This is a genomic window from Kribbella sp. NPDC056951, from assembly GCF_042674205.1.
GTDB classification, from domain to species: domain Bacteria; phylum Actinomycetota; class Actinomycetes; order Propionibacteriales; family Kribbellaceae; genus Kribbella; species Kribbella yunnanensis.
Genome location: NZ_JBHUQZ010000017.1, coordinates 26,994 through 52,618, shown reverse-complemented (window position 1 = coordinate 52,618; position 25,625 = coordinate 26,994). Strand labels below are relative to the sequence as shown.

22 protein-coding genes are annotated in these 25,625 nt (G+C 68.6%); 12 read left to right on the top strand and 10 right to left on the bottom strand.

What is annotated here, in order from left to right:
* On the bottom strand, positions 1-1,029 hold the full coding sequence (locus ACFTSF_RS38330; protein ID WP_344166033.1) for an iron chelate uptake ABC transporter family permease subunit: 1,029 nt from the start codon (positions 1,027-1,029) through the stop codon (positions 1-3).
* Positions 1,026-1,988 (bottom strand): FecCD family ABC transporter permease, encoded by a 963-nt coding sequence (locus tag ACFTSF_RS38325; protein WP_380160126.1) that lies wholly within the window; start codon positions 1,986-1,988, stop codon positions 1,026-1,028. The genes ACFTSF_RS38330 and ACFTSF_RS38325 overlap by 4 nt, the downstream gene beginning before the upstream one ends.
* An 89-nt stretch (positions 1,989-2,077) precedes the next feature.
* On the opposite strand from ACFTSF_RS38325, the gene ACFTSF_RS38320 reads away from it, so the two are divergent.
* Together ACFTSF_RS38320 and ACFTSF_RS38315 are read left to right on the top strand one after the other, a co-directional pair.
* The gene (locus tag ACFTSF_RS38320) at positions 2,078-3,055 is read left to right on the top strand and encodes an ABC transporter substrate-binding protein (RefSeq protein ID WP_380160124.1); all 978 of its coding nucleotides are present in this window, start codon (positions 2,078-2,080) and stop codon (positions 3,053-3,055) included.
* A 78-nt stretch (positions 3,056-3,133) separates the two neighbouring features.
* Positions 3,134-3,703, top strand: a complete 570-nt coding sequence (locus tag ACFTSF_RS38315) for a hypothetical protein (RefSeq protein WP_380160122.1) — start codon at positions 3,134-3,136, stop codon at positions 3,701-3,703.
* Here ACFTSF_RS38315 and ACFTSF_RS38310 read toward each other — a convergent pair.
* The 3 genes from ACFTSF_RS38310 to folP are packed head-to-tail and all read right to left on the bottom strand — an operon-like array spanning position 3,696 to position 5,966.
* Positions 3,696-4,373 (bottom strand): class III extradiol dioxygenase subunit B-like domain-containing protein, encoded by a 678-nt coding sequence (locus tag ACFTSF_RS38310; protein ID WP_380160120.1) that lies wholly within the window; start codon positions 4,371-4,373, stop codon positions 3,696-3,698. The two genes, ACFTSF_RS38315 and ACFTSF_RS38310, sit on opposite strands and share 8 nt — an antisense overlap.
* A gap of 1 nt (position 4,374) precedes the next feature.
* On the bottom strand, positions 4,375-5,100 hold the full coding sequence (locus ACFTSF_RS38305) for a pyrimidine reductase family protein (RefSeq protein ID WP_380160118.1): 726 nt from the start codon (positions 5,098-5,100) through the stop codon (positions 4,375-4,377).
* Positions 5,100-5,966 (bottom strand): dihydropteroate synthase, encoded by an 867-nt coding sequence (folP, locus tag ACFTSF_RS38300; protein ID WP_380160116.1) that lies wholly within the window; start codon positions 5,964-5,966, stop codon positions 5,100-5,102. The genes ACFTSF_RS38305 and folP overlap by 1 nt, the downstream gene beginning before the upstream one ends.
* Positions 5,967-6,165: 199 nt before the next feature.
* On the opposite strand from folP, the gene ACFTSF_RS38295 reads away from it, so the two are divergent.
* From ACFTSF_RS38295 to ACFTSF_RS38275, 5 genes are all read left to right on the top strand, one after another.
* Entirely contained in the window at positions 6,166-7,482 is a 1,317-nt protein-coding gene (locus ACFTSF_RS38295; RefSeq protein WP_380160114.1) for an L-fuconate dehydratase, read from the top strand.
* A complete protein-coding gene (locus ACFTSF_RS38290) occupies positions 7,479-8,231 on the top strand; it encodes an SDR family NAD(P)-dependent oxidoreductase (RefSeq protein WP_380160112.1) in 753 nt (250 codons plus the stop codon). Before ACFTSF_RS38295 ends, ACFTSF_RS38290 begins: the two co-directional genes overlap by 4 nt.
* Positions 8,228-9,187, top strand: a complete 960-nt coding sequence (locus ACFTSF_RS38285) for an aldo/keto reductase (RefSeq protein WP_380160110.1) — start codon at positions 8,228-8,230, stop codon at positions 9,185-9,187. Before ACFTSF_RS38290 ends, ACFTSF_RS38285 begins: the two co-directional genes overlap by 4 nt.
* A gap of 243 nt (positions 9,188-9,430) precedes the next feature.
* Positions 9,431-9,883, top strand: a complete 453-nt coding sequence (locus tag ACFTSF_RS38280; RefSeq protein WP_380160108.1) for an ester cyclase — start codon at positions 9,431-9,433, stop codon at positions 9,881-9,883.
* Positions 9,883-10,647 (top strand): MBL fold metallo-hydrolase, encoded by a 765-nt coding sequence (locus ACFTSF_RS38275; protein WP_380160106.1) that lies wholly within the window; start codon positions 9,883-9,885, stop codon positions 10,645-10,647. The genes ACFTSF_RS38280 and ACFTSF_RS38275 overlap by 1 nt, the downstream gene beginning before the upstream one ends.
* Positions 10,648-11,353: 706 nt before the next feature.
* On the opposite strand, the gene ACFTSF_RS38270 is transcribed toward ACFTSF_RS38275, so the two are convergent.
* From ACFTSF_RS38270 to ACFTSF_RS38255, 4 genes are all read right to left on the bottom strand, one after another.
* Positions 11,354-13,459 carry a heavy metal translocating P-type ATPase gene (locus tag ACFTSF_RS38270; RefSeq protein ID WP_380160104.1) on the bottom strand — a complete coding sequence of 702 codons (2,106 nt, stop codon included), beginning with the start codon at positions 13,457-13,459 and terminating at the stop codon, positions 11,354-11,356.
* Between the two features lie 232 nt (positions 13,460-13,691).
* Positions 13,692-15,272 carry an ABC-F family ATP-binding cassette domain-containing protein gene (locus ACFTSF_RS38265; RefSeq protein ID WP_380160103.1) on the bottom strand — a complete coding sequence of 527 codons (1,581 nt, stop codon included), beginning with the start codon at positions 15,270-15,272 and terminating at the stop codon, positions 13,692-13,694.
* A 161-nt stretch (positions 15,273-15,433) separates the two neighbouring features.
* Positions 15,434-16,105, bottom strand: a complete 672-nt coding sequence (locus ACFTSF_RS38260; RefSeq protein WP_344144195.1) for a FadR/GntR family transcriptional regulator — start codon at positions 16,103-16,105, stop codon at positions 15,434-15,436.
* A 22-nt stretch (positions 16,106-16,127) separates the two neighbouring features.
* Positions 16,128-17,093 carry a LuxR C-terminal-related transcriptional regulator gene (locus ACFTSF_RS38255; protein ID WP_380160101.1) on the bottom strand — a complete coding sequence of 322 codons (966 nt, stop codon included), beginning with the start codon at positions 17,091-17,093 and terminating at the stop codon, positions 16,128-16,130.
* Positions 17,094-17,159: 66 nt separating this feature from the next.
* Here ACFTSF_RS38255 and ACFTSF_RS38250 point away from each other — a divergent pair, with 66 nt between their 5' ends.
* The 5 genes from ACFTSF_RS38250 (at position 17,160) to ACFTSF_RS38230 (ending at position 25,185) form a co-directional block, all read left to right on the top strand.
* Entirely contained in the window at positions 17,160-17,459 is a 300-nt protein-coding gene (locus ACFTSF_RS38250) for a hypothetical protein (RefSeq protein WP_380160100.1), read from the top strand.
* Between the two features lie 66 nt (positions 17,460-17,525).
* Positions 17,526-20,420: a Calx-beta domain-containing protein gene (locus ACFTSF_RS38245; RefSeq protein ID WP_380160099.1), complete on the top strand. Its 2,895-nt coding sequence runs from the start codon at positions 17,526-17,528 to the stop codon at positions 20,418-20,420.
* A 9-nt stretch (positions 20,421-20,429) separates the two neighbouring features.
* Positions 20,430-20,840 (top strand): DUF3052 domain-containing protein, encoded by a 411-nt coding sequence (locus tag ACFTSF_RS38240; RefSeq protein ID WP_380160097.1) that lies wholly within the window; start codon positions 20,430-20,432, stop codon positions 20,838-20,840.
* Between the two features lie 393 nt (positions 20,841-21,233).
* On the top strand, positions 21,234-25,007 hold the full coding sequence (locus ACFTSF_RS38235) for a multifunctional oxoglutarate decarboxylase/oxoglutarate dehydrogenase thiamine pyrophosphate-binding subunit/dihydrolipoyllysine-residue succinyltransferase subunit (RefSeq protein ID WP_380160095.1): 3,774 nt from the start codon (positions 21,234-21,236) through the stop codon (positions 25,005-25,007).
* A gap of 1 nt (position 25,008) precedes the next feature.
* Complete coding sequence (locus ACFTSF_RS38230) at positions 25,009-25,185, top strand: DUF6104 family protein (protein ID WP_344144184.1); 177 nt, start codon at positions 25,009-25,011, stop codon at positions 25,183-25,185.
* 44 nt (positions 25,186-25,229) lie between these two features.
* On the opposite strand, the gene ACFTSF_RS38225 is transcribed toward ACFTSF_RS38230, so the two are convergent.
* Positions 25,230-25,586: a metalloregulator ArsR/SmtB family transcription factor gene (locus ACFTSF_RS38225; RefSeq protein WP_344144182.1), complete on the bottom strand. Its 357-nt coding sequence runs from the start codon at positions 25,584-25,586 to the stop codon at positions 25,230-25,232.
* Between the last annotated feature and the right edge of the window lie 39 nt (positions 25,587-25,625).

Here is a 25,625-nt window from a genome sequence, read left to right as displayed (position 1 = left end):
TCAGCGTCCCTTCTGCTGACGGCCGATCAAGTGAAGCAAGTACGGCGCTCCGGCTGCGGCGGTGAGCACGCCAACGGGCAACTCATACGGTCCGAAGTGGAGCCAGCCCAGACCGTTTCGTGCCAGCAGATCAGCCAGTACGACGAACACTGCGCCCAGCAACGCGGATGTCACCAGCGGCGGCCGTTCCATCCGGGTCAGCCGCAGCGCGACCTGCGGAGCCACCAGAGCGACGAAAGCGATCGGCCCGGCCCCTGCAGTCGCCATGGCGGCCAGTACCGTCGCCACGATCAGCAGGAGCAGCCGGATGCGAGCGACGCGCACGCCGAGTGAGGACGCTACGTCGTCACCGAGCACCATGGCCGACAAGTCGCGGTTGAACATGATTGCTACCGGCAACAGCACCACCACGGCAATCAGCACCGGGACGGCGTCGCTCCACTCGCGTGAGTTGAGCGAACCAGCCAGCCAGGCCGCTGCGCGACCCGCGTCATTCACGTCCCCGATGACCAGCATCCAGGCGACCAGAGAGTTCGCAGCGGCCGCAACACCCACACCGATCAACACCACCCGGCCACCGTCGACCTGGCCGCGCTGGATCGACAGTGCGCCCACAATCACAGTGGCGAGCAGTCCGCCGAGTACCGCGGCCAGTGGGATCCCGACCTGGCCTGCGAAGCCGGAGATGTTGCCACCACCGCTCCCGGCCAGCACGATCACTGCCACTGCTCCGGCAGAGGCACCCGAGTTCACACCGACGATGTCCGGACTGGCCAACGCGTTGCGGGACAGGGTTTGCAGAAGTGCACCGGACACCGCGAACGCGATCCCCACCAGCAGTCCGGTGGCGACTCGAGGCAGTCGCAGGTCCAGCACGATCAGTCGTTGCCCGCGGCGACCACCACCGAGTAGTACGTCGATCACATCAGCGAGCGGAACCTTCGACGTACCGATGCTCAATGACAGCAGGGCTACGGCGACTGCGAGTGCGGCGAGGACCAGGCTCAGCACGACGGTGCGGGACTTCACAGCACCACCGCCCGGCGACGTACCACCAGCACGAACAGGGGCGCACCGACGATGCCGAGCACCACACCGGCCTGCACTTCACCAGCACCGCCGATCAAGCGGCCGACCAGGTCGGCGAGCACCATGGTGCTCGCACCGACCAGTCCGGCGCCCGGGATCAACCAGGTGTTGCGAGAACCGAAGATCTGCCGAGCCACATGGCCGGACAGCAAGCCCAGGAAGCCGATCGGGCCACAGGCCGCCACTCCGGCCGCAGTGAGCAAGCCGATTGCGCCTAGCCCGATCAGGCGGGCTCTGGGGATCGAAAGGCCGAGTCCGGCAGCGACATCGTCACCGAGAGCCAGCAGGTCGAGATCACGTGCGTTGACCGCAGCGAGTGCCAGACCGACTACTGCGAACGGCAGCATCTGGCCAGCGACGTCCAGACCGCGTCCTGCCACCGATCCGACCGCCCAGAAGCGATAACTGTCCAGCGTGGTGCTGTCCAGCAGCACGATCGCCGAGGTCATCGCACCGAGCAGTGCGGCGACCGCAGCACCCGTCAGCGCCAGCCCGACCGGAGTGGCGCCACTCCCCCGCGACGCCAGCCGCTGCACGCCGTACGTGGCGAGTAACGCACCTGCGAGGGCTACCCACACTGTCTCCCCGACCGACTCGACGACTCCGAGCTGTAGTCCGAGGACTACAGCGAATGCAGCGCCGGCGCTCACACCGAAGATGCCGGGCTCGGCGAGCGCATTGCGCGTGTGGCCTTGCATCAGAGCGCCGGCGACACCGAGACAGAGACCGATGAGCACGGCAACGATCGTGCGCGGCGCCCGCAGACTCCGAATGATCACGTCCGGGTCAGAGCCGTTGTTCGCCGTCATGGCGTGCCAGAGCGCGCCCGGGCCGAGCCAACGTGACCCGAACGCCAGGCTGGCCACGAAGACCACAACGAGGACGATCGCCAACGTCACAAGGGATGCGGCGCGTCGAGCCGAGGGCGACATAGGTTAGGGTTGCCTTACTAGTCAGAGGTCGTCAGACACCCTACCTGGAGTAATCCGTGCGCCTGCACCGCATCACCGCTCTGTTCGCTGTCACCGCACTGGCCCTCACCGGCTGTGGCTCGTCCGACGAAGGCAAGACCCCGGAGGCATCCGGTTCGTCGTCCACCGGCTTCCCGCGGACCGTCGAGCACGCGATGGGCAAGACCGAGATCCCCGCCAAGCCGAAGCGGGTCGTCGCCCTGGACGCCAGTTTCGTCGACGCCACGCTGATCCTGGACACCCCGGTGGTCGGCTACACCGACTACCGCAGCATCAAGGACAAGCTGCCGGAGTACCTGGGTGCCGACCGGGACACACTCGGTAAGGACGCCCAGGCGGTCGGCACGCTGGCCGAGCCGAACCTGGAGAAGATCGCCGACCTCGACCCGGACCTGATCATCACCGCCAAGGTCCGGCACGAGAAGCTCTACGAGCAGCTGTCGAAGATCGCGCCGACCATTATGTCGGAGACCACCGGGCCGACCTGGAAGGACAACATCCGGCTCGAGGGCAAGGCGCTCGGCGAGGAAGCCCTGGCCGAGAACGAGATCTCGTCGTACGAGACCGCGGCCAAGACGGTCGGCGCCGCGATCAACGCGAAGGCGAAGAACCCGACGATCTCGGTGGTCCGGTTCCTCGACGGCCCGACCCGGCTCTACCAGCAGTCCACCTTCTCCGGCATCGTGCTGAAGGACGCCGGCCTGGCCCGGCCGAAGTCCCAGGCCGTCGACGGGTTCGCCCTGGAGATCGGCCCGGAGCGGATCAAGGACGCCGACGCGGACGCGATCTTCGTCACCACGTTCGCCGATGACAAGGGTGTTGGCGCGAAGACCGCCGCGGAGTTCAAGGCCAACCCGCTGTGGAAGCCGCTCGCGCCGAAGGTGCACGAGGTTCCGGACCTGACCTGGATGACCGCCGTCGGCCTGCAGGGCGCCTGGGTGATCCTCACCGACCTCGCCAAGACGTTCGGTGTGGATGCACCGGTCAAGGCCTGACTCGGTAGGGTCGTGGGCGTGACTGTTCTGACTCGGTGGCATGTCGGGCCGTGGACCACTCGGGGGACACTGCCGGGCATGCCATTCGAGCCAGGGCGGAAGCGCACCCCGGACGAGCTGAACTTCGACATCGTCGGACTGGCTCGCATCCTGGGGCGCCGGTTGTCCGGACGGGACGAACTGCAGGTCCGCCTCTGGCAGAACGAGCTCCGGCCGACGCATACGCGGCAGTGCGGAGTCCACACGCTGGCGGAGCCGGAGTCGCTGCGACAGACCGCCGACGAGGCCCTGGCTTGGCTGACCGCGCGGGCGCCCGCGGGGTACGAGTTCGTCCGCACGGACGCGGTTGAGCTGCGTCCGCTGCTTGATCTGACCGCTCCGGTCGTGGCCGTCGACGCTGTCATCCAGCTGGCCGGCCAGTACCTCCCGGCTGCGCGGCTGGCCGCCTCGCATGTACGGCGTTCTGCCGCCGGTGACTGGTATGCCGGCGACGCGGCCTGCAGGTGGTCCGGGCCGCACGAGACGGTCGAGGCCGCAGTGGCCGCCGTACAGGCTGCTCGGGCTGAGCTGGTCTCGCAGCTCATCGCAGCTGGTCGTGAGGACCTTGCTGCGACCGCACCGCGCTGGCCGGCGGTGCCCGTCAGCTGAAGCTGGCCACGAAGTACCCGACTCCGTACGGCGCCGCGTCGTACCGGAGGTCACCCCGCAAGTCGCCGAGCGCACCCGCCAGCACCTGCCAAGGCGCGCGGCCGGCAGCTTGTAGCTCTGTTGCGAGGTCCGGGTCTAGAGCGGCCAGTACGTCGGCATCCGCGGTGGCGAGTGCGGCGGCGACTGTCTGGTCGAAGATCTCGGCGCGGGGATGCAGGTGCACCGGCGAGTGCTCGCTGCGTCGGGGAGCACCGTCGCCCATCACCAGCAACCCGATGCGGTGGTTGCCCTGGGCAATGTTTCGCCCGAGCTCGACGCAGTCGGCAGGTGGAGTCGCGGGGTCGATCGCGCGGTAGGTGCGTGACAGGCCGGCAGCCTTGGACTGCTCAAGCAGCCACCCGCCGATCGCCAGCGAGAGCGGCAGCACCGCAGGCCCATCCCCGAACCGGACGGACGGAGCGCCGTACGCGCCGAACCCACCACCCGCCGAACCGTCGTACGAGGCTGCGCCCCCCGACCCCACAATCAGCACCTCGTCCGCGGCCGCTAGGTGGTTGACGGCTGCTAGGCAGGCGGCTCGGAGGGTGTCTAGGTCGGGGGCGGCGCCGGTGGCTACTTCGGGGACGAGGAGGGGTGGGTGGGGGCAGACTGCGGCGCTTACTACGGGCACGTCAGGACTCCCGGAGGTAGCGGAAGAAGAGGTAGTCGTCGGGGGCGGCGACCATGGTGGTGAGCTTGAGTTTGCGGGTGAGGGTGGTGGGGCGGCCGGCGGTGATGCGGCCGGAGCCGGGGCCGGCTAGGAGGGGGGCCAGGGCTAGACAGAGTTCGTCTACCAGGTCGGCGCTGGTTAGGGCGCCTAGGAGGTGTGGACCGCCTTCGCTGAGGACTTGGGGCAGGCCACGGGCAGCTAGCTCCTTGAGCACGGCCGGTAGGTCTACCTCGGCGGCACCTAGGACGATCAGGTCGGCGACCTCGGCCAGGGCCTCGCGGCGGTCGGTTGGGGAGGCTTCGTGGGTGACGATGATGGGGCGCACAGCGGACTGGAAGATCGGGTTGACCGGGCTCAGTTCCAGGCGGGAGGAGACGACCGCGAGGGTCGGGTTCTCGGGCAGGCCCTGAGCGGTTCGCCAGGTGCGGCTCGCGGCAGAGAGGCGGAGGGGGCTGTAGCCCTCGTCGCGGATGGTGCCGGCGCCGACCAGGACGACGTCGGCGAGGCGGCGGATCATGCTGAAGACGCGGCTGTCGGAGTCACTCGACAACGCCTTCGACTGGCCGTCGATCTCGACCGCGCCGTCCAGGCTGCTGACGAAGTTCGCCCGCAGGTGCGGTACCGATCGGTCCTCGACCTGGTAGACGTCGATCAGGTCGTCATCGGACAGTTCGTCCAGCTGGTGCATCAGGCCAGGCTCCTTCGGGTTCCCGCGGGCTGAGCGGTTCCGCGCAGTACGGCGATCAGGTCGAGCGCTTGCCGCGCGGCCGGTACGTCGTGTACCCGGAACACCCGGGCACCAAGCCACGCCGAGATGCTCAACGCGGCCAGCGTCCCGTTCCCGCGCTGGCCCGGTGGCAGTTCGAGCGTTTCGCCGATGAAGTCCTTGTTCGACACGGCGACGAGCACCGGCCAACCGGTCGCGGCCAACTCGTCCAGCCGGCGCGTCAGCTCGAGCGACTGCAGGGTGTTCTTGCCGAAATCGTGGGTCGGGTCGATGAGAATCCCGTCCGGCCGCACCCCGGCGGCAACCGCGCGATCGGCCAGGCCGGTCGTCGTACGGATGACGTCGGCGACCACGTCGTCGTACGCCATCCGGTGCGGGTCGGTGCGCGGCGAGAGTCCGCCGACGTGACTGCAGACGAGGCCCGCTCCGAACTCGGCCGCGGCGTACACGAGATCGGGATCGGACCCGGACCACGTGTCATTGAGGAGGTCGGCTCCGGCCTCGACCACGCGGCGTGCGACACCGCTGCGGTACGTGTCCACGCTGATCACCAACGACGGGTGCCGCTCGCGGATCCCGGCCACGAAATCGACCGTCCGCCGCAACTCCTCGTCCTCGCTGACCGGTTCGCCGTACCCGGCCTTCACGCCACCGATGTCGACCAGATCGGCGCCGTCCGCAACCGCCTGGTCGATCGCCGCGTACGCCGCGTCGGTCGCGTACGTCGCGCCCCGGTCGAAGAACGAGTCCGGCGTCCGGTTCACGATCGCCATCACCGCAAACTCACCGACCCCGAAGGTGCGTTGGCCCAGGCGCAGCGCGGTCATGGAGGCGACTGTATCGGGCGGACCGCTGACACTCACCAACCTCCCGCCAAGGCGTCTCGCGAGCGACCGCTGAGCGTGAGGTCCCCGGTACTCCGCGGTGTTAGTGAGTGGGGGCGGTCCGCACCCCCTGCCCAAGCGAACCCATATCCTATAGGATCCGTTCTGACAGTCCGCCCTCCGCAGCAGATCGGGTCACTCCATGGCACGTTTCACCGAGTTAGAGACGTACGACGTCCGCTTCCCCACCTCGCTGGACCTGGACGGCTCCGACGCGATGAACACCGATCCGGACTACTCGGCGGCGTACCTGATCCTGCGCACCGATGCCGGTGACGGGCTCGAAGGGCACGGGTTCGCGTTCACGATCGGCCGCGGGAACGACGTCCAGACCGCTGCCATCGAGGCGTTGCGGGACCACGTCGTCGGGCTCGACCTGGACGCGACGCTGAACGACCTCGGCGCCTTCTGGAAGTCGCTCGTGCACGACTCGCAGCTGCGCTGGCTGGGCCCGGAGAAGGGCGTCATGCACATGGCGATCGGCGCGGTCGTGAACGCGGTCTGGGACCTCGCCGCGAAGCGGGCCGGCGTACCGCTGTGGAAGCTGCTGTCCGATCTGACACCCGAGCAGATCGTCGACCTGGTCGACTTCCGCTACCTGACCGACGCGCTCACCCCGGACGAGGCGCTGGAGATCCTGCGCAAAGCCCAGGCCGGGCGGGGCGAGCGTGAGGCGCAACTGCGTGAGCGCGGCTACCCGGCGTACACGACGACGCCCGGCTGGCTCGGGTACGACGACGCCAAGCTGGTCCGGCTCTGTCGCGAAGCGGTGGCCGACGGGTTCACCCAGATCAAGCTCAAGGTCGGTGCGAACCTCGACGACGACATCCGCCGGATGCGGCTGGCCCGCGAGACCGTCGGCCCGGACATCCGGATCGCGATCGACGCCAACCAGCGGTGGGACGTCGCCGACGCGATCCGCTGGATCGAGGCCCTCGCGCCGTACGACGTCTGGTGGGTCGAGGAGCCGACCAGTCCGGACGACATCCTCGGCCACGCGGCCATCGCGAAGGCGATCGCGCCGACCCGGGTCGCCACCGGCGAACACGTCCAGAACCGGGTGGTGTTCAAGCAGATGCTGCAGGCCGGTTCGCTGGCCGTGCTGCAGCTCGACAGCGCCCGGGTCGCCGGGGTGAACGAGAACATCGCGATCCTGCTGCTGGCCGCGAAGTTCGGCGTACCGGTGTGTCCGCACGCAGGCGGGGTAGGACTGTGTGAGCTGGTCCAGCACCTGTCGATGTTCGACTACGTGGCGGTCAGCGGGTCGGTCGAGGACCGCGTGATCGAGTACGTCGACCACCTGCACGAGCACTTCCTGGACCCGGTCGTGATCCGGGCCGGGCACTACGTGGCACCGGTGAAGCCGGGGTTCGGCGCCGAGATGGATGCCGAGACGCTGACCGACTTCCGGTTCCCGGGTGGCAAGATCTGGAATGACTTGACGAAGGAGAACCAGTGAGCGACTTTGCCGGCCTGCGGGCTGTCGTCACCGGCGGTGCGTCGGGCCTCGGGCTCGCGGCCGCGACGTTGTTGGCCGCTCGCGGCGCGCGGGTGGCCGTGTTCGACCTGAAGCCCGATGTCCCCGAGCCGCTGACCGGGATCGCCGCCGATGTCACCGACGACGCCTCGGTCCGCTCCGCGGTCGCCGCGGCCGCGCTGAAGCTCGGCGGGATCGACATCGTGGTGAACAACGCCGGGATCGGCGCCGCGGGCAACGTCGCGGCGAACGACGACGACGAGTGGCACCGCGTGCTGGACGTCAACGTGGTCGGCATCGCCCGGGTCACCCGCGCCGCCCTGCCGTACCTGCGGAAGTCGTCCGCGGCCGCGATCGTCAACACCTGCTCGATCGCCGCCACCGCCGGTCTGCCGAACCGAGCCCTGTACTCCGCGAGCAAGGGCGCCGTACTGGCCCTGACGATGGCGATGGCGGCCGACCACGTCCGCGAAGGCATCCGGGTGAACTGCGTGAACCCGGGCACCGCGGACACCCCGTGGGTCGGGCGGCTGCTGGACGCGGCCACTGACCCGGAGGCCGAGCGGGCCGCACTCGAGGCCCGTCAGCCGATGGGCCGCCTGGTGTCGGCCGACGAGGTCGCGCTGGCGATCGCGTACCTGGCCAGCCCGCTGGCCGGATCAACCACCGGTACGGCGGTCGCTGTCGACGGCGGCATGCAGAACCTGCGGCTCCCGGCGGTGCGGTCGTGAAGATCTTCGGCGACTCGAAGATCGGGCTCGGTGGTGCACCGCTGGCCGGGTTGCGGACCGAGGTCACCGAAGCCGATGCGATCGCCACGGTGAAAGCGGCGTGGGACGCGGGGTGGCGGTTCTTCGACACCGCGCCGCACTATGGGCTCGGGCTGGCTGAGGAGCGACTCGGTCTGGGACTCGCTGGGAAGCCGCGCGATGAGTACGTGCTGTCGTCGAAGGTCGGCCGGATCATCTATGAGGCCGACACGGAGGAACCGGACGGCGAAGGCTTCGCTGTCGTCAGCAAGCGCCGCCGTCGCTTCGACTACAGCCGGGACGGGGTTCTGCGCAGTATCGAGGATTCGCTGCGCCGGATCGGTACTGACCGGCTCGACGTCGTCTTCGTGCACGACCCGGACGACCACTACGACGAGGCCGTCGGGACCGCGTTCCCTGCTTTGATCGAGCTGCGTGAGCAGGGTGTGATCGGGGCGATCGGTTCCGGGATGAACCAGAGCGCGATGCTCACCCGGTTCGTCACCGAGGTCGACATCGACGTGATCATGCTGGCCGGTCGCTATTCGCTCATCGATCCGGACGGACTGGACGACGTACTGCCGGCCTGCCTGGCGAACGACGTACAGGTGGTTGCTGTCGGCGTGTTCAACTCCGGCCTGCTGTCGCAGCCTCGGCCCGCGGTGGACGCCACGTTCAACTACGCGCCGGCCGACGCGGCGCTCATCGCCAAGGCGAACCAGTTGGCGGACGTCTGCGAGTCGCACGGCGTCACCCTGCCTGCGGCCGCCCTGGCCTTCCCTCGCTTCCACCCCGCCGTCGCCGGAATCGCCGTCGGGTGCCGGAACGCCGACGAGGTGCGGGTGAATGCTGCGCTGGATCAGGCGCAGGTCCCGGCCGCGCTCTGGTCGGACCTGAAGTCGGCCGGCCTGTTGCGCGCGGACGCCCCGACCGGCTGACGCGACACCGCCGTACGGACCCAGCGCCACGCCGCGGCAGCGATCGTACGGCGCGGCTCGGGCGCACGTCGGGTGGGCGCGTCCGGACCGGCCTGCGAGTGCCGGATGTCGTCCCTGACCTGGTTGGTGGCGATCAGCACGCTCAGAGCTTCCATGGTTCTTCTCCTGCTCGGAGCCTTCGGCGAAGGCCTTCACGCGGTACGTCGGAGCCCGGTCTCGCTTTTTGACATAGGTTTGCCGGTCATGGAGCTGAATGTTGACGCCGATCTGGCTGCGCGGCGGATCGCGGTGATCCAGGAGCACATGGACACCGAGGTGACGCAGGACTTCGAGCTGACGCTGGCGACGTTCGACGGTCATCCGCTGTACGAGATCGTGCCGACCGGGCAGCGGTTCGACGGCGCCGAGCAGGTGATGGCGTACTACACGCTGACCCGTACGGCGTTCCCGGACCAGCGCCACGACAACGCCCGGTTCCACGCAGCGGCCGACTCGGTGATCGTCGAGTTCGACCTCCTCGGCACCAACCTCGGCGAGTTCTACGGGCTGCCGCCGACGGGGAAGGCGTTCCGGGTGCCGGTGATCGCGGTCTTCTTCTTCACCGGCGACCGCATCACCCTCGAACGCGTCTACTTCGACACCGCCTCCCTCCTCCTCCAAATCGGCCGCCCCGAACTCCTGACCGCACCCCGCTAATGCGGGTCCACCACCTCAACTGCGGCTCGCTCCGCTTCCCCGGCGCGCCGCTCGTCTGCCACGTGCTGCTGGTCGAGTCGGCCGACGGGCTGGTTCTGGTGGACACGGGGTTCGGGTTGGCTGACATCGCGGACCCGTCGCGGCTAGGTCCGGTACGGCGGCTGATCCGGCCGGCGCTCGATCCGGCCGAGACCGCGATCCGGCAGGTCGAGCAACTGGGGTTCGCGGCGACCGACGTACGGGATGTGGTTCTCACGCACTTCGATCTCGACCATGTCGGTGGACTCGCGGACTTCCCCGAGGCCGCCGTACATGTGAGTGCGGTCGAAGCGCGGGCGGCGGTTCACGCCCCGTCGTGGCAAGAGCGGCGGCGCTACCGAGCCGCCCAGTGGTCCCACGGTCCCCACCTCGTCGAGCACCCGGCCGACGGCGACGCCTGGCACGGCTTCGCAGCCGCCCGGGGGATCCTGCCGGGAGTCGTCCTGATCCCCCTGCCCGGCCACACCCGCGGCCACGCCGCCGTCGCGGTCGACAACGGTCGCGGTTGGCTCGTCCATGCAGGAGACGCCTTCTTCCACCACGGCACCCTCGACGGCCGCCCAATCCCCTGGCCACTGCGCTTCAACGAACGAGCCGTCGCCTTCAACCTCACCCAAGTCCGCGCCAACCACACCCGCCTAGCCGAACTCCACCACCAGCCCGACCTAACCATCTTCTCCGCCCACGACCCCACCCAATTCGCCAGACTGTCGGCACCGACCTGAGCTAGCCCCCCTGCCCGACGCCGCGCCCCCTGGCCAACCGCCGCCCCGCCCACCCCTACCCCACCGCGACCATTTCAACGGATAACCCCAGAAGTGGACCCTTCTCCCTCCAACATTCGAGCGGAGAACGGGCAACACAGACGGATATCCGGCTCTTGTGACTTATCCGTGGGTGGTTCGGCGCGGCCGCGCCGAGCAGTTGCTGGGGGTGTGAACAGGACATGGTGGCCTTGAACAAGGCATGACCTGTTCAAGGGCCCCGCGCGCGGTATGCACCCCCGAGTTGTGTCCCGCCGACTCCCCGGAGCGAACCTGCGCCTGTGTCCAACCTCCTCCGGCCAACTCCCCTCGCACCGGTCTGCACGGTGGCTTCGCTCGCCGTGCAGTAACAGCCGGCCGGGTGCCGAGTGGAAGGAGATTGCCGCTAGAAATCGATATCCAGCTGCAGGGTTCTTTCAGTCGGCGACGCACTCCCCGCACTCGGCGATCACACCGGCCGAGCCCCGGCGATCGCAGGTGCCCGCCGGCCCGACAGACCCACGAACTACCCACAGATGGGTCAGGAGAGCCGGATATCGGTTCGCGTTGCCCTGGGGTGGTAGGGGCGGGGTTGGGCGTCGGGCAGGAGTTGGCGTGTCGGGTAGGACACGTGGTGGTGCCTGGGGGCGGCTGGGTGGGTGGGCGGGAGGGGTGGTGGGGGCGACTACTACGTGTTCTTGGCTACGAAGCGGGCTGGGTGGAGGTCTAGGCGGCGGAGGAGTTGGGCGTTTAGGGCGACCACGATTGTGGAGATTGACATGAGAAGGGCGCCTACGGCGGGTGAGACGAGGATGCCGGCGAAGGCTAGGACGCCGGCGGCCAGCGGGACGGTGATGACGTTGTAGCCGGTGGCCCAGACGAGGTTTTGCCACATTTTGCGGTAGCTGGCGCGGGACAGGTCGATGACCGACAGGACGGCGCGCGGGTCGTCGGCGGCTAGGACGACGCCGGCTGACTCGATTGCTACGTCGGTGCCTGCGCCGATTGCGATGCCGACTTCGGCTCGGGCTAGTGCGGGGGCGTCGTTCACGCCGTCGCCGACCATGGCTACCTTGAGGCCGCGGGCTTGTAGTTCGCTGACCTTGGCGTCCTTATCGCCGGGCAGGACCTCGGCGAACACCTCGTCGATGCCGAGTTCGCTCGCCACTGCCTCGGCCACCTGATGGGCGTCGCCGGTGATCATCGCGACCCGAACACCGCGCTTGTGCAGCGCGTCCACCGCCTGCCGCGACTCCTCGCGAACCGCATCCGCCAGCGCGATCGCGCCGACGACCTGCCGATCCCGCAGTACCTGCAGAATCGCCGCGCCCTGCGACTTCCACTCCGCAATGTGCGACTCAAGCTCAGCCGGTTCGGCCACGCCGTACTCCCGGAGTAACGCCGGCCCACCGACTGCAACTTCGTTGCCATCGACAACAGCCTGTACGCCGCGACCAGTCAGCGACCGGAATTCCGACGCGACGACGCGCGCCGCCGCACCGCCATCACCACCCGCCGCACCGCCGCTCACCACCCTGGCGCTCGCCGCGCGGACGATCGCCTTCGCGAGTGGGTGTTCGCTGTCCGCCTCAACCGCAGCGGCCAACTCCAGCAGTTCGTCCTCCGTCACCCCGTTCACCGGGGCAACACCGACCACCGCGGGCTCACCCTTCGTCAGGGTGCCGGTCTTGTCGAACAGGACGACATCGACGGTCCGCATCCGCTCCAGCGCCAACCGGTTCTTCACCAGTACGCCGGCCTTCGCCGCCCGCTCGGTGGAGATCGCGATCACCAGCGGAATCGCCAGACCCAAAGCGTGCGGGCAAGCGATCACGAGCACAGTCACCGTCCGAGTGACGGCCTGATCGAGTTCACCGAGCAACGCCCACACCACGAACGTGATCAGCCCGGCGATCGACGCGAAGTAGAACAGGAAGGCTGCAGCCCGATCGGCCAATGCCTGCGCCCGCGAAGACGACGCCTGCGCCTCAGCCACCAACCGTTGAATCCCCGCCAGCGCAGTGTCATCACCAACCGCAGTGATCTCGACCCGCAACGCGTTATCGGTCGCCACAGTCCCAGCCACAACAGAGTCACCGACCGCCCGCGACACCGGACGCGACTCCCCCGTGATCATCGACTCGTCGACCTCGGCCTGCCCCTCGACCACGGTCCCGTCCGCCGGCACGCGCCCACCGGACCGAACCAGTACGACGTCGCCCGTCTGCAGCTCGTGCAGCGACACCGCGACCACACCGTCGGCGGTAACCTTCTCGGCCTCGTCCGGCAGCAGCGCGGCCAGCGCATCGAGCGCCCCGGAGGCGGCACCGAGTGCACGCATCTCCAGCCAGTGCCCGAGCAGCATGATCACGATCAGCAGCGCGAGCTCCCACCAGAAGTCGAGATCGAAGCCACCGATCTCCAACGTGGTGATCCACGAGGCCACGAAAGCCACCGTGATCGCCATCGAGATCAGCAGCATCATCCCGGGCCGCCGCGACTTCAGTTCGCCCCAACCTCCGGTCAGGAACGGGCGCCCGCCGTACAGGAAGATGACGGTCCCGAGCACCGGGGCGATCCAGCTCGCGCCGAGGAAGTCGGGCCGCATGTACCCGAGCAGGTCGGCGAACATCTCGCTGAAGAACACCACCGGCACCGCCAGCGCCAGGCTGATCCAGAACCGGTCCTTGAACTGCGCCGCGTGATCCCCGTGCCCGGAGTGGCCGCCGTGCTCCATCGCCCCCGAATGCCCGGCCTGACCAGCCTGATCGACGTGTCCCACATGCTCATCCATACCCGCACCATACCCCCATGGGGTATCTATTCCAACCCCTGCCCACCCATGCGCGAACCCCCCACCTCGAGGGATGACCATCGAGTCGGGGGGTTGCCCCCTGAGATTCTCGAGGGGCAACCCCCGAACTCAAGGGGTAACCACCGGGGTGGGGGGTTGCCCGCCGGGGTGGGGGGTTGCCCGCCGGGGTGGGGGGTTGCCCGGTGGGGTGGGAGGGCGGGGCTTGGGGGTGTTAGAGGGGGTCGATGGTTTCGAGGGACTCGGGGGTTAGTTCGAGCCAGCGGGTGATGCCGATGTCGCGGAGGAACGGGAGGTCGTGGCTGGCGATGATCAGGGCGCCCTGGTACGACGCGAGCGCGTCCTTGAGTTGCGCGACGCTGGCGAGGTCGAGGTTGTTGGTCGGCTCGTCGAGCATCAGCAACTGCGGTGGCGGCTCGGCCAGCAGCAAGGCCGCCAGCGTCGCCCGGAAGCGCTCACCGCCGGACAGCGTGCTGACCAGCTGATCCGCAGCCCGCCCGCGGAACAGGAACCGGGCCAGCCGCGACCGCCGCTCCTGGTTTTCGTGGCCTGGGGCAAGCAATGCCACGTTGTCCACGATCGACAGGTCGTCCCGCAGCAGGTCGAGCCGCTGAGGCAGATAGCGGAACGGTACGACCGGCAACGACCCACTGGTGATCGAGTGCAGGAGCGTCGTCTTGCCCGCGCCGTTCGGCCCGGTCAGCGCGATCCGCTCCGGCCCACGGATCTCCAGATCCACCAGCGCACCGGTCCGCAACGAGTGCTCCTCGAGCCGCAGGACAACCCGCCCAGCCGGTACGGCGGTCTTCGGCAGATCGACGCGGATCGTCTCGTCGTCGTGGACCTTCGCCTCCGCATCGGCCAGCGCATCCTGCGCCGACTCCAGCCGATCGCTGTGCATCCCGATGTGCTTTGCCGCCGACACCTGCGCGGACCGCTTCAGGTTGCCGGCCACGATCTTCGGGATACCGCCCTTCTCGAACGCACGCTGACCCCGCGCCTGACGTTGGTCGGACTTCATCCGCGCCTCGATCAGGTCCTTCTTCTGCTTCCGCAGATCGGACTCGGCCGCCCGCACCATCCGCTCGGCCGCCTCCTGCTCAACCGCGACTGCGTCCTCGTACGCCGACAGGTTGCCGCCGTACCAGGTGATGTCGCCCTTGCGCAGGTCGCCGATCTGGTCGACCCGGTCGAGCAGATCGCGGTCGTGGCTGACGATCAGCAACGAACCGCGGAACTGGTCGACAGCGTCGTACAGGTGCCGCCTTGCGCGCAGGTCGAGGTTGTTCGTCGGCTCATCGAGCAGCAGTACGTCGGGCCGCCGCAGCAGCTCGGCTGCTAACCCGAGCAGGATCGTCTCGCCACCGGACAACTCGCCGACCGACCGGTCGAGGCCGATCGACCCGAGACCGAGCTTGCCGAGCAACGCCTCGGCCCGCTCCTCGGCATCCCACTCGTCGCCGACGATCGCGAAGTTCTCCTCCGAGGCATCGCCGGACTCGATCGCGGTGATGGCGCGCCGGACCGCGTCGATACCGAGTGCCTGGTCGACCCGCAGCGCGGTGTCCAGGGTCAGGTCCTGCGGCAGGTAGCCGAGCTCGCCGTTGACCCGGATCGTCCCGCGCTGCGGGTTGAGCCGACCGGCGATCAGGCGCAGCAGCGTGGACTTGCCGGTGCCGTTGCGTCCGACCAGGCCAGATCGCACCGGACCGGCGACGAAGCTGAGCCCGTCGAACAGCACATCGCCGTCAGGCCAGGCGAAAAAGAGGTCAGTACAAGACAGGGAATGACTCATCAGGTGCTCCAAGAGGTCTTCAAGGAGACCGCACAGATCCCGAGAACCGGGCAGCGGTCATCAACAGTCGAAGGAAGACCTCAGATGCGCAACCTGCACCCCTGTCTTAGGCAATGTGACCTGACTACTGTACGACGCCCGCCGAGCACGAACCAAGGTATTTACGGCGCTTGCCGCAGCCAGGTCTCGACACCGGCGATGTGCGCGGTCATCCAGGCCCGCGCGGCTTCGGCGTCGCCGAGCTGGATGGCGTCGAGGATGGCCGTGTGTTCGGCCAGCGTGCGTTCGACCGCACCGGCCTGGGTGACACCGCGCCAGATGCGGGCTCGCTGGGTCGCACCGGAGATGCCATCGAGCAGTGAGCAGACCACCTGGTTTCCGGTCGCCTCCGCGATGCCACGGTGGAAGCGCAGGTCGTTCGCGACCAGGTCCTCGACACCCGCATCCGGTGGCAGGTCGGCGCACAACTGCCGCAGCGACGACAGCTGCTCGGCCCCGATCCGCGCCGCCGCCAACGCAGCCACGCCGGGCTCCAGCAACCGCCGTACCTCGAAGAACTGCAGTACCGAGTCGTCGCGGTGCAGGTCCACCATGAAGTTCAAAGCGTCGAGTAGGTGTGCCGAGTCCAGACTGGTCACGTACGTGCCGTCGCCGTGCCGGACATCGAGCACATTGACCAGCGTCAGCGCCTTGACCGCCTCCCGCAGCGAGTTCCGCGACAATCCCAGCCGCGCGGCCAGATCCGCCTCTTTCGGCAGCCGGTCACCCGGCCCGAGCTCCCCCGAGGTGATCATCCCTTTGATCTTGACGATCGCCTCATCCGTCAGCGCCATTGCGTCAGTATGCCGTCAGCGCCTAGCCCGTCCCAGCGATGCGGGCCAGAAGTGCGCCTCGGGTCGCCGTACCGGTCTTCGCGAGCACAGCCTTCACGTGGTCGTTCACCGTGTGCTGGGACAGCACCAGGCGCCCGGCCAGACCGCGTGAATCGATCCCAGTGGCCAGCTCGGTGAGCACTTCTCGCTCCCGCGGGCTCAACCCGTGCGCCAGACCGAATACCTCGAGCCGCTCAGCCGGAGTCGAGTCCTCGATGCTGACCACGATGTCCGTCTGACCGGTGGCCCGGGCCGCACGCAGGGTGATCCAGCGCCCGGCCCCCAGGTGCACCCGGGACCACGCTGGTCCGACGGGCACCCCCTGCTCGGCAGCGATCAGCGCAGCCGCCAGGTTGTACGCCGCCGCCGGGATCGCCGGGATCGCCTCATCCGGTGGATTCAGCTGCTCCAACGCCTCCAGCGCAGCCGGCGTCCGCACCCTGACCGTCAGCTCAGGACCCAGTACGACGATCGCCGGGCCGCCCGACGCCCGCTGCGGTGCCGCGGCAAAGGTCCGCGCCTGCGCCCGCCGCAGCCCAGTAGTCAGTACGGGTGCCAGTGCGGCAAGGCACTCCTGCTCTGTCCGAGTGAATGGAGTGGAGCGCCACAGGTCGAGCCACGCCCAGCACCCGAACCGGTCCCAGCACGCCACGGTCAGGATCTCGGCGGACTCACCCCGGAACGCCATGACCGGCGTACCAGCAGCTCGTAGGTCGGTCCAGCGAGTCCCGCGCTCCAGATAGCGCCACCGCACCAGCCCCGGCAGGTCCTTCCACTGCAACCCCGGTACGTCGGCCAGGGGCGCCGTACCGACGCAGGTCACCGGATCGGTCAGCACCCAGACATGTCCGTCGAACGGCACGACAGGGCGCACCGCGGCCAGCACCTGCTCCCGCAGCGCCTTCGCATCGAGCGCGCCGGAACACAGCCGCTCCACCCGGTCCAGCACACCCCGAGCGTAAATCCCCAGCTTGGGGGATGGGAACGCACCGCACCCGGCGCGCACGCTGGCCGCATGATCACACTGCACATCGAGAACACCATCGAGGACTACGCCGCCTGGAAGGGCGCCTTCGACCGCTACGAGCGAGCTCGCCAGGACCACCACGTCCTCGCGTACCGGATCAGCCGGCCGGCCGACGATCCGCACCGGGTCTTCATCGACCTCGACTTCGACACCCGAGCCGACGCGACCGGGTTCATCGGACTGCTGGAGAAGATCTGGCAGACCCCGCAGTCCCATCAGGTCTCGGCCTCGCACGCTCCTCCGGAGCTACGCGAACTCCTCGAGCAGCACCAACCCGCACGCATCTGAAGGATTTCTGAAGGCAGCTCCGGAGACTCGCTCGGGGAGATACCGAACTCGTACATGGGGGCTGTCATGAAGTACCGGACGTTGGCGGTTGCCGCCGCCGTGCTCGCGACCACACTGGGGGTACCGGCCGGAGCCGCGGCGGCCCCGCCGACGGGCAGCGTCGATCCGGCCACGGTCGAGCTGACGCTCAGCCCTGGGCAGTCGGCCGCGATCGCTGCTCATGCGACCACACCGACCGTGCTGCCGCGGCCGGACATCGTCATCCTCGGCGACACGACCGGGGGCATGGATCCGGCGGTCGCCAACGTGCGGAACAACATCGACACGATCATCGATCGGGTCCGGGCCTCGCAGCCGACCGCACGGTTCGGCGTCGCGGGTTACAAGGAACAGGTGGACGGAGACAAGGTCTTCACGGTGTTCACACCGCTGACCGACGACCTGGCGCAGGTGCGTGCGGGGATGGACACCATGTCGCGCGACGTCTTCGGCGGCGGTGCACCGTGGACCGACTTCGTGAACGCGCAGTTCCGGATCGCCAACGGCGACGCCGGAGCCTGGCGGCCGAACGGCAGCCGGGTCATCCTCTGGTTCGGCGACGCGGCCTCACACGACCCGAGCATCGGTCACACCACGGCTGATGCCGCCGCTCGACTGCAGGCAGTCAATGCCCGCATCGTCGCCGTACCGGTCGTCGGCACCAGCGGCAACGGGCTCGACGCACTCGGCCAGGCCACACAGCTCGTCAGCGCAACAGCCGGTCGGCTGATGGCGAACTCCGCCGCCGATCAGGTCACCGACGCGCTACTGGCCGGGCTGGAGAACCTCAGCGTCGCCGTCGCACCGAAGGTGACCTGTGATGCCGGCGTCAGCGCTGGATTCGACACCGCCTCGCGCACAGTCCCATCCGGCACGGCGGTCGACTTCGGGGAGACGTTCGCGGTTGGCGCGACGACCGCGCCCGGCAACTACCACTGCACTGTCGACTACGCCGTGAACGGCGTACCTGCCGGGTTGGCCCAGTCCGTCACGATCCACGTCCCGGGACTCAGCGTGGCCGACGTCGCGCTCGACGAAGGCGACACCGGCACCAAGTCGGCCACCTTCACAGTCACCCTCGACCGCCCGGCCTCAACGGCGGTCACGGTCCATGCCGCGACCGCCGATGGCACGGCCACCGCGCCATCCGACTACACCGCGACCAGCGTCGACCTGACCTTCGCACCTGGCGAGGTGACCAAGCAGGTCACCGTCCCGGTCGTCGGCGACACCACCCAGGAACCCGACGAGACGTTCACGCTCAACCTGACCGGCGCCGCGATCACCGACGCGCAGGCGGTCGGCACGATCCGCAACGACGACGCGACGTCCGCCGTACCGGCGTTGTCGGTCAACGACACCACCGTGACCGAAGGGAACACGAGTACGACGCCCGCGACGTTCACCGTCAGTCTCGACCGGCCGGCCACCACCGCGGTCACCGTGCACGCCGCGACCGCCGACGGTACGGCGACCGCGCCGGGCGACTTCACCGCGACCGGCGTCGACCTGACCTTCGCGGTCGGCGAGCAGACCAAGCAGGTCGTGGTCCCGGTCGTCGGCGACATCGCCCGAGAAGCCGATGAGACTTTCACGCTGCAGTTGTCCGCCGCCGCCGGAGCCACGCTTGCCGACGCACAAGGGGTCGGCACGATCCGCAATGACGACAGTGGGGAGCCGCTGCCGCGGTTGCGGGTGGACGACGTGTCGGTGAGCGAGGGCGATCAGGGGACGGTGACGGCGTTGTTCCGCATCTCCGTGGACGACTTCGGACCGGCACCGGTCTCCGGGCGCGTGACGACCGCGGACGGTACGGCGACGTCTCCCGCCGACTTCACCGCGACGGGCGCCGACTTCACGATCCCGCTCGGCCAGGTGTCGACGCTGGTCGGAGTTCCGGTCGTCGGGGACACCGTCGACGAGTCCGACGAGACCTTCAGCCTGACCGTGACCGAGATCCACAACGCCGAGGTGGTCGACGGCGCCGGGGTTGGCACGATCCTGGACGACGACGAGCCGGTCGTCGTACCGGCGGTGTCCGTCAACGACGCGACCGCGGCCGAGGGTGATCCGGCGACGTTCACGGTCTCGCTGCACCAGGCCACGACGGTCCCGGTCTCCGTGCACGTCGCGACCGCGAACGGTACGGCGACCGCCGGCGCCGACTACGCGTCAACGAGCGCCGACCTGGTGTTCCAGCCCGGTCAGCGGACCCTGCCGTTCACCGTCGCCGGCGTCGAGGACACGGCCGACGAACCGGACGAGACGTATGCCGTCCGCCTGTCCGCGGCCTCCGGGGCAACCATTGCCGACGGCAACGGAGTCGGCACCGTCACTGATGACGACCGGAACGGCGTATTCAGCTGTCGCGCCGCCGCGGTCAACCTGCTCGGCAACGAGCCCGTCGTCGCGAACCGGCCCGGCACGCCGTGTGTCGACGCGTCCCAGACAGTTGCCGGGAGCACGCTCGGGAGCGGTCTCCTCGCCGTACGGCTCGGTGGCGGCAGGGTCCGCACGGACCAGACCCCGGACGCGCTCACCGCGCCACCGTCCGCGAACGACACCGCGCTGGCGGCGGCAGATCTGGCGACAACCCGGATCAGCACCCTCGGCGTCACGATCGAGCTCGGCGCGATCACCTCCCGCGCCACCGCCCGGTGCGTACCGTCCGGCGGCGGCCTGGTCCCGTCGTACGGCGGGAGTTCGACGATCGCCTCGCTCCGGGTGAACGGTCTGCCGATCCCGATCGGCACCGGACCGGTCACCATCCCGTTGGTCATCGGCAGTCTCGAACTGAACGCCACCACGACCACACCCACGTCAGTCACCCAACGCGCCGTCCGGCTGCACACCATCTTCGGTGACGTCACGCTCGGCGAGACCCGAGCCGGTACCCAAGGCAACCCCTGCGCGACTCGTTAGCATCGCTTCATGACCGCCACGCCGGGCTACTCCGGTAAGCCGCTGGCCGCGAAGCTCGGGATCAAGCCCGAGCACACGGTGCTGGTCGACAACGCCCCGGAGGGGTTCACGATCGAGGGGCTGCCCGCCGGTACGACGACAGTACGGCGGCCCGGGCGGTTGCCGTACCCGGTCGTGGTGATGTTCTGTCCGGATCGCGCTCGGCTGGCCGAACGGCTACCGGTGTTGCTGGAGCGGACCGAGACGGCCGGGATGATCTGGATCGCCTGGCCGAAGCGGTCGTCCGGCGTACCGACCGACCTGGACGAGAACGGAATCCGCGAACTGGCGCTGCCACTGGGCGTGGTGGACGTGAAGGTGTGCGCGATCGACGCCATTTGGTCGGGGTTGAAGCTCGTCCGACGCAAGGCCAATAGGTAGCAAGTGGACTGATCCGGAAGGTGAGCTTCACCACATCTTCACAATTCTTCACCGTTCACCCACGGCGGCGATGTGGTTGCATACAGTCGCCATTCAGGCTCAGCAGGTGACCCCACGTGACCGCTGGCGCGGCAGGAATCCCACCTGTACAACGGGTCCTGGAGTTGATCACAGACTCGGTCCGGACGTCCAGCGGGACCGGCGTACGGACCCCGCTGAAACACCTGCCAGGACAGTGTTTCAGGGCTCACACCACTTGGCACACTGGTCCGGTGATCCCGGGCTGTGGAACTTACCGCCGTGCTATTAGCCTTGCCCTCGGGAACCAACCCATAACTGCACAGGTCATAACCCGCGGTATCTGACCCGAGATCGGAAGAGGCGAACTGCCCAGTGGCCACCGAGCCATCAGACTCAAATCCCCTTGCAGCCTTCGGTGCGAACGAATGGCTGGTCGACGAGCTGTACGAGAAGTACCTGCAGGACCCGAACTCGGTGGATCCGGCATGGTTGGACTTCTTCAAGACGTACAAGCCCGGTGGTGACGCGAAGCCGGTGACGACCACCCCGGCCGACGCTCCCCGACCGGATGCCGTATCGGACAACAAGACACCGGAGGCCCCGAGTCGCGGCAGCGCGCCGTCCGTACCGGCCTCGAACCAGCCCGCAGCGGCCGCCGCCGCGGCTTCCGCACCGGTGGCCAAGCCGGCCGCTCAGCCCACGCCGGCCAAGGCCGTCGCCCCCACCGGAGGAACGGTGAACCAGCCGCCGAAGGCGCAGGCCAAGCCCGCGCCCGCCACCAGTACCGACGCCGAGCGGCAGATCCTCCGCGGCGCGCCGGCCCGGACCGCGCAGAACATGGAGACCAGCCTCACGGTCCCGACTGCGACCAGCGTCCGCGCAGTGCCGGTCAAGCTGCTGATCGACAACCGCATCGTCATCAACAACCACCTCAAGCGCGCCCGCGGCGGCAAGATCTCCTTCACCCACCTGATCGGGTGGGCGCTGGTGAAGGCGCTCAAGACGCTGCCCGAGATGAACGCGTCGTACGACGAGACCGAGGGCAAGCCGACGCACGTCCAGCCGGCCCACATCAACCTCGGCCTGGCCATCGACATGCAGAAGCCGGACGGCACCCGGCAGCTGCTGGTGCCGTCGATCAAGGCCGCCGAGGACATGACGTTCGCCGAGTTCTGGATGGCCTACGAGGACATCGTCCGGCGGGCCCGGGACAACAAGCTCGCGCTGCCGGACTTCCAGGGCACCACGATCAGCCTGACCAACCCGGGCACGATCGGCACCCAGCACTCGGTACCGCGGCTGATGACCGGCCAGGGCTGCATCATCGGCGTCGGCGCGATGGAGTACCCGCCGGAGTACCAGGGCGCGGCCGAGGAGACGATGGCCAAGCTCGCGGTGAGCAAGGTCATGACGGTCACCTCGACGTACGACCACCGGATCATCCAGGGCGCCCAGTCGGGTGAGTTCCTGCGCCGGATCCACCAGCTGCTGCTCGGCCAGGAGGGTTTCTACGACGAGATCTTCCAGAGCCTGCGGATCCCCTACGAGCCGATCCGCTGGGCCACCGACCTGCCGCACAGCCACGAAGAGGACATCAACAAGCAGGCCCGGATCCTCGAGCTGATCCACGCCTTCCGGGTGCGCGGCCACATCATGGCCGACACCGACCCGCTGGAGTACAAGCAGCGCAGTCACCCCGACCTCGACGTGGCCACCCACGGCCTGACGCTGTGGGACCTGGACCGCGAGTTCGCCACCGGCTCGTTCGGCGGCGACCGGCGGTTCATGAAGCTGCGCGAGATCCTCGGCATCCTGCGCGACTCGTACTGCCGGACCACCGGTATCGAGTACATGCACATCCAGGACCCCGAGCAGCGCAAGTGGCTGCAGGAGCGGATCGAGCGGCCGCACACCAAGCCGCCGCGCGAGGAGCAGCTCCGGATCCTGGCCAAGCTGAACGAGGCCGAGGCCTTCGAGACCTTCCTGCAGACCAAGTACGTCGGCCAGAAGCGCTTCTCGCTCGAGGGTGGCGAGACCACCATCCCGCTGCTCGACGAGCTCTGCGAGGAGGCGGCCGGCGCCGGCCTGGACGAGGTCGTCATCGGGATGGCGCACCGCGGCCGGCTGAACGTGCTGGCCAACATCGTCGGCAAGTCCTACGGGCAGATCTTCCGCGAGTTCGACGGCAACATCGACCCGCGGACCGTGCAGGGCTCCGGTGACGTCAAGTACCACCTGGGCGCGGAGGGCGAGTTCGTCTCCGAGTTCGGCGACAAGATCAAGGTGTCGGTGGCGGCCAACCCGTCGCACCTGGAGACCGTCGACCCGGTGCTCGAGGGCATCGTCCGGGCCAAGCAGGACATCCTCGACCGTGGCGCGGCCTTCCCGGTCCTTCCGGTCCTGGTCCACGGTGACGCGGCCTTCGCCGGTCAGGGCGTGGTGGCCGAGACGCTGAACCTGTCCCAGCTGCGCGGCTACCGCACCGGCGGCACCGTGCACGTGATCGTCAACAACCAGGTCGGCTTCACCACCTCGCCGGCCTCGTCGCGCTCGTCGATGTACTGCACCGACGTCGCGCGGATGGTCCAGGCGCCGATCTTCCACGTGAACGGCGACGACCCCGAGGCCTGTGTCCGGGTCGCCGACCTGGCCTTCGAGTACCGCCAGGCGTTCAACAAGGACGTCGTCATCGACCTGGTCTGCTACCGCCGCCGCGGTCACAACGAGGGTGACGACCCGTCGTTCACCCAGCCGCTGATGTACGACCTGATCGAGCAGAAGCGGTCGGTCCGCAAGCTCTACACCGAGGCCCTGATCGGCCGTGGCGACATCACGGTCGAAGAGGCCGAGCAGGCGATGCGCGACTTCCAGCAGCGCCTGGAGCGGGTCTTCACCGAGGTCCGCGAGGCGAAGAGCCAGCCGGACACCCCCGCGCCGTACGTGACCGTCCCGGTCTACCCGGACAAGCCGGAGGGCCCGGACGCGACCGCGACCACGCCCGAGGTGCTGAAGAAGATCGCCGACGCGTACACCACGCTGCCGGAGGGCTTCACCGTGCACCCGAAGGTGCTGCCGCAGCTGCAGCGCCGGGCCGCCGCGATCACCCAGGGCCCGATCGACTGGGCGTCCGCGGAGATGACGGCACTCGGCTCGCTGCTGCTGGCCGGTCGTCCGGTCCGGCTCGCCGGTCAGGACAGCCGCCGTGGCACGTTCGTCCAGCGGTTCGCCGCGATCATCGACCGGGTCAACGGCCAGGACTACGTCCCGCTGCAGAACCTGGACGCCGAGCAGGGCAACTTCTACGTCTATGACTCGCTGCTCAGTGAGTACGCCGCCCTCGGCTTCGAGTACGGCTACTCGGTGGCTCGCCCGGAGGCGCTGACGCTCTGGGAGGCGCAGTTCGGTGACTTCGTGAACGGTGCCCAGTCGGTCATCGACGAGTACATCTCGGCCGGTGAGGCGAAGTGGGGCCAGAAGTCCGGTGTCGTGCTGCTGCTGCCGCACGGCTACGAGGGCCAGGGCCCGGACCACTCGTCCGCGCGGATCGAGCGCTTCCTGGCGCTGTGCGCCGAGAACGCGATGACCGTCGCCCAGCCGTCGACCCCCGCGTCGTACTTCCACCTCCTCCGCCGGCACACGCTCGGCGAGGAGCACAACCCGATGATCGTCTTCACGCCGAAGCAGCTGCTGCGGCGCAAGGAGGCGGTGTCGTCGCCGGAGGAGCTCACCCACGGCACCTTCCGGCCGATCCTGGGCGACGCCGAGGCGGAGGCCACCGCGGCCACCGTCGAGCGCGTCATCCTCTCGTCGGGCCGGATCTCCTACGACCTGCTGGCCGAGCGCAAGAAGGCCGAGCCGGACAAGATCAGTACGGCGGTCATCCGGGTCGAGCAGCTCTACCCGCTGCCCGCCGAGGAGATCGTCGCCGAACTGGCGAAGTACCCGAACGTCACCGAGATCCGCTGGGTCCAGGACGAGCCCGCGAACCAGGGCCCGTGGCCGTTCATGGCCCTCAACCTGACCGAGCACCTCGGCGGCAAGCCGTTCTACCGGGTCTCCCGGCCGGCCATGTCGGCCACCTCGGTCGGCTCGATGGGCGCCCACACCGCGGAGCAGCAGACGCTGCTGAAGCAGGCCTTCAGCTGACGTGTACTTCACCGACCGAGGAATCGAAGAACTCGAGGGCCGGCGAGGCGAGGAAGACGTCTCGCTGGCCTGGGTGGCCGAGCGCCTCCGCGAGTTCGTCGACCTGAACCCCGACTTCGAAACCCCGATCGAACGCTTCGCCACCTGGCTCGCCAGACTGGACGACGAGGACGAATAACCCCCAATGCCCTTCGCCACCGGCGGAGGGCATTCGTCTGTTCGCTAGTCGGTGTGTGGAGGGCGGGTACGGCGGGGTGGGTCGGGGGCCAGGGAGCCGTCGGGGGCGATGTGCTCGAAGATCTGGTCGACCAGGTTGAGGACGTGCGGGTCGTCGACGGTGTAGATGTGCCGGCGGCCTTCGCGGCGGGCGGTGATGATGCCGGCCAGGCGGAGTTTGCCGAGGTGCTGGCTGGCGGTGGCGATGCTGACGCCTACGCGGTCGGCCAGCGTGCCGACGTCGTACTCGCCTTGGGCGGCGAGGGAGACCAGGTGCAGGCGCACCGGGGCGGACAGCATCGCGAAGGTACCGGCGGCGGATTCCAGCTGGGCCTTCGTGGGTTCGGGGAACGAAGTCGTCATCGCGCAGTCATTGTGACCGCTGAACGGGCCGTCCGGTGG